The organism is Methylophaga sp. UBA5088 (assembly GCF_002414625.1).
Taxonomy (GTDB): Bacteria; Pseudomonadota; Gammaproteobacteria; order Nitrosococcales; family Methylophagaceae; genus Methylophaga; species Methylophaga marina.
In genome coordinates this window covers 1-1,744 of record NZ_DIAC01000123.1, presented here as the reverse complement: position 1 = coordinate 1,744, position 1,744 = coordinate 1, and the positions used below count along the sequence as shown (strand labels likewise).

At 44.2% G+C, this 1,744-nt stretch carries 3 protein-coding genes; 1 reads left to right on the top strand and 2 read right to left on the bottom strand.

Going from position 1 to position 1,744, the window contains the following annotated elements:
• The coding region (locus B4K20_RS15060) for a DUF4870 family protein (RefSeq protein WP_289283537.1) at positions 1-329 on the top strand (329 nt) is incomplete at its 5' end.
• 37 nt (positions 330-366) lie between these two features.
• On the opposite strand, the gene B4K20_RS15055 is transcribed toward B4K20_RS15060, so the two are convergent.
• Both B4K20_RS15055 and B4K20_RS15050 read right to left on the bottom strand, forming a co-directional pair.
• Complete coding sequence (locus B4K20_RS15055; protein WP_286305365.1) at positions 367-1,125, bottom strand: SDR family oxidoreductase; 759 nt, start codon at positions 1,123-1,125, stop codon at positions 367-369.
• Positions 1,126-1,150: 25 nt separating this feature from the next.
• On the bottom strand, positions 1,151-1,744 hold a 594-nt coding region (locus tag B4K20_RS15050; protein ID WP_289283536.1), incomplete at its 5' end, for a formyltetrahydrofolate deformylase.

Genomic DNA, 1,744 nt, shown 5'->3' with positions numbered 1-1,744 from the left:
AAGCCAGTCAGAACACAGTCAAACTGGTGTACTTATTATTTATCGCTAATATTCTTATTCAGTTTTTAGGCTTTGTTGCAGTCGTGATTGCCTATATTAATAAAGACGATGCTGCGGCATGGTTACAGTCACACTATCAGTTTCAGATTCGAACATTCTGGATAGGATTTCTATATTTGTTTATCGGCGTGCTCTTCGCGTTCTTTTTAGTCGGCTATATGGTCTTACTGTTCTGGGTTGTCTGGGTCGTGGTGCGTTGCGTGAAAGGTATGAAATATCTGGATCAACAGCAGCCGCATCCTAATCCAACCAGCTGGCTTTTTGGCTGAGAAATGACAAGACCGGGAGGCCCCGGTCTTTTAGGTTTTATTGGCGATGAAATGCCATTGGACCATTTGCTTCATGTGTCGGCATAACTTCAATCGTCGTCACATTAACATGCTCTGGCGTATTCACCAGCCACCATACCGTGTTAGCAATATCTTCAGCATCTAAGGCGCGGGTGCCTTCATAGACTTTATCTGCACGAGCTTCGTCCGCTTTAAAACGCACTCTAGAAAACTCCGTTTCGGCATTGCCCGGTTCCACATTCGTCACTCGCACATTCGTGCCTAATAAATCAGCCCGTGTCGCCAATGAGAATTGTCTGACAAAGGCTTTAGTACCACAGTAAACATTCCCCCCAGGATAAGGCCAATTCCCTGCTACTGAGCCGATATTGATGATGTAACCTGATTGACGCTCCGTCATCATCGGTAAAACTGTGCGGGTACAGTAAAGTAAACCTTTGATGTTGGTATCCACCATTTTTTCCCAATCATCTAAATTGGTTTCGTGGGCAGGTTCTAAACCTAGTGCCAAACCCGCATTATTTAATAACACATCAATTTTTTTAAATGGCTCTGACAAACTATTAATCGCAGATTCGACGGCTTTTCTGTCGGTCACGTCAAAGCAGCAGGTCGCCACTTTATCTTTACCACCCAGCTCCTGCTGAAGATCGTCTAACCGTTGCTGACGTCGACCAGTCAGAATTAATTGCCAGCCATGACTGGCAAATAGTCTGGCACAAGCTTCCCCAAACCCAGAGGTAGCGCCGGTAATCATGATCGTCTTACTTGACATGCAATCGACTCCTTATTTTGATTAATCAGGCACCTTCTGAAAACACAATGGTACGTCGACCATTGATAATAATGCGGTGCTCAATATGTGCTTTCACGGCTCTCGCCAGCACAATACGTTCAATATCTTTTCCCATCATTACCAAATCTTGCGGACTGTTATCATGCTGAACATGTTGTATATCCTGGGCAATAATCGGTCCCTCATCTAACTCAGCTGTCGCATAATGCGCTGTAGCACCAATAATTTTAACGCCACGCTCATAAGCCTGATGATACGGCTTCGCCCCTTGGAAGGCTGGCAAGAACCCGTGGTGAATATTAATAATCCGACCAGAAAACTCGGTGACAAAATCCTCTGATAAAATTTGCATGTAGCGCGCCATCACAATCAAATCAATATCAAACTCTGCCAGCAAACGTTTTATCTCAGCTTCTTGTGCTTGTTTGGTTTCAGCCGTTATCGGTAAATGATAGAACGGTTTATCAAACTGACGCGCCATATCCTCTAAATCACGATGATTACCAATAATCAGAGGGATATCACATTTCAGCTCACCTTCTAATTCTCTGAGTAACAAATCGTATGGGCAGTGAGAAGCTCTTGTCACCAGTAAAGC

Coding starts and splice junctions, on each gene's coding strand:
- B4K20_RS15055 (WP_286305365.1), bottom strand. CDS start 1,125: ATGTCAAGTAAGACGATCATGATTACCGGCGCTACCTCTGGGTTTGGG.